The organism is Streptomyces sp. adm13(2018) (assembly GCF_008042145.1).
GTDB lineage: Bacteria > Actinomycetota > Actinomycetes > Streptomycetales > Streptomycetaceae > Streptomyces.
Genome location: NZ_RDBH01000207.1, coordinates 1 through 2,365, shown reverse-complemented (window position 1 = coordinate 2,365; position 2,365 = coordinate 1). Strand labels below are relative to the sequence as shown.

Sequence of the window (2,365 nt, the reverse complement as noted above, 5' to 3'; positions counted from 1 at the left end):
GTGGGAGAGGTCCTGTCCGGCGCGTTGACCTCGCGACACGGTTCGGTTAGCCTCACCTAAGTCGTGATCCTTCGGCTGCGCGCCGCCGGTTCCGCCGTACATCTGTACCGCCGCCAGGGGGAGTTGTCGTTGTCCGTCGAATCCCGGGTGGTGCGGGGACAGCAGCCCCAGGAGCGACCCGCGGAGAAGACCACCGGCCCCGGCGCGCGCGGGTCGGGCCGCACCGGCGCCGCGTTCCGGGGACTGGGACTCGTCGTCGGCCTCACCGCCCTCGTCCTCGTCGGTCTCCTGAGCATCTGGGTCGGCACCCGGGGCATCCCGTTCACGGCCACCTGGGACGCCCTCTGGCACCCCGACGGGTCCGAGACCTCGGTGATCATCCACGACTACCGGATCCCCCGCACCCTCCTCGGCATCCTGGTGGGCACCGCCCTCGGCCTGGCGGGCGCCCTGATGCAGGCCCTGACCCGCAACCCCCTCGCCGACCCAGGCATGCTCGGAGTCAATCTCGGGGCCTCCGCGGGTGTCGTCGTCGCCATCGCCTTCTTCGGCGTCGCCGCCCCGCTCGGCTATGTGTGGTTCGCCCTCGTCGGCGCCGCCGCCGCGTCCGTCGGCGTCTACCTGCTCGGCTCCTCGGGCCGCACGCTCGCCTCCCCCGAGCGGCTCGTCGTCGCCGGCGCCGCGGTCACCGCCGTGCTCTACGCCTTCAACTGGGCCGTCCTGCTGCTCGACCCGCGGGCCTTCGACCAGTTCCGCTTCTGGACCGTCGGCTCCCTCGCGGGCCGCTACTACGACATCGTCCTGATGTCCCTGCCCTTCATCGGCGTCGGCCTCGTCCTCGCCCTCGTCCTCGCGCCCTCGCTCAACGCCCTCGCCATGGGCGAACAGGTGGGCCGGGCCCTCGGCGTCAACGTCGGCCTGACCCGCGCCCTCGGCGCCGCCGCCGTGATGCTCCTCTGCGGCGCCGCCACCGCCGCCGCCGGACCGATCGGCTTCATCGGCCTCGCCGTGCCGCACATCGCCCGGTTCGTCGTCGGCCCCGACCAGCGATGGGTCTTCGCGTACTCGATGCTCATCGCGCCCGTCCTGCTCGTCGGCTCCGACGTGGCCGGCCGGGTCCTCGGCGCCCCCGGCGAGGTGCAGGTCGGCATCGTCACCGCGTTCGTCGGCGCCCCCCTGTTCATCGCCCTGTGCCGCCGCCGGAAGCTGGTGATGCTGTGACCGCCGTACGGGAGGCGAAGGCCTCCGCGCCCGACCCCGGGGACGGCACCACGCCCCGCCCGGGGACGGCGACCGCCGAGCACCGGCCCCGGGTCGTCAGCGGCCGGGTGCTCCGCACCCGTTCCGGCGTCCTCTCCCTGCGGGTCCGCGGCCGCGCCGTCGTCGTGACGGCCGCCCTCCTCACCGCGCTCGTCACCGTCGCCGGCACCACCCTGACCACCGGGGACTTCGACCTCTCCGTGGGCGAGGTCCTCAAGGCCCTCACCGGCAGCGGCAGCGGCGTCGCCGACTTCGTCGTCAACACCCTCCGCATGCCCCGGCTCGTCACCGCGCTCTGCGTCGGCGCGGCCCTCGCCGTCAGCGGCGCCATCCTCCAGAGCATCACCGGCAACCCGCTGGGCAGCCCCGACATCATCGGCTTCACCAACGGCTCCGCCGTCGGCGCCCTCGTCGTCACCGTCGTCCTGCACGGCAGCATGACCCAGATCGCGACCGGCGCCCTCGTCGGCGGCCTCGCCACCGCCCTCGCCGTCCACCTCCTCATGATCGGCCGCGGCATCCAGGGCTTCCGCCTCGTCGTCGTCGGCATCGGCGTCAGCGCCCTCCTCCTCGCCGTCAACTCGTACCTGATCACCCGCGCCACCTTCCAGGAGGCCCTGGAGGCACAGGCATGGCTCATCGGCAGCCTGGGCAACCGGCTCTGGACGCACGCGCAGGCCATCGGCCTCGCCGTCGCCGTCCTCCTGCCCCTCGCCTTCCTCCTCTCCCGCCGACTCTCCATGGTCGAGATGGGCGACACCACCGCCACCGCCCTCGGCGTCGACGTCTCCCGCACCCGCACGATCCTGCTCGTGATCAGCGTCGCCCTGGCCGCCTTCGCCACCGCCGTCACCGGCCCCATCTGGTTCATCGCGCTCGCCGCGCCCCAGGTCGCCCGCAGACTCACCGGATCGTCCGGGCCCTCCCTCGTCCCCTCCGCCCTCACGGGCGCGGTCATGCTCGCCCTGAGCGACCTCGCCGTCCAGCGGCTCTTCGCCCCCGCACTCCTCCCCGTGGGCACGGCGACCGGCTGCGTCGGCGGTCTCTACCTCATCTGGCTGCTGGTCTCCGAGTCGCGAAAGAGCCGCGCATGACTGCCAAGAAC

At 73.4% G+C, this 2,365-nt stretch carries 2 protein-coding genes; both read left to right on the top strand.

Features of this window, described 5'->3' with window-relative positions; translation table 11 throughout:
* Window positions 1-123: 123 nt before the first annotated feature.
* Window positions 124-1,221: a FecCD family ABC transporter permease gene (locus tag EAO70_RS35615; RefSeq protein ID WP_187284181.1), complete on the top strand. Its 1,098-nt coding sequence runs from the start codon at window positions 124-126 to the stop codon at window positions 1,219-1,221.
* Complete coding sequence (locus tag EAO70_RS35610; protein ID WP_148006936.1) at window positions 1,218-2,354, top strand: FecCD family ABC transporter permease; 1,137 nt, start codon at window positions 1,218-1,220, stop codon at window positions 2,352-2,354. The genes EAO70_RS35615 and EAO70_RS35610 overlap by 4 nt, the downstream gene beginning before the upstream one ends.
* Window positions 2,355-2,365: the final 11 nt, after the last annotated feature.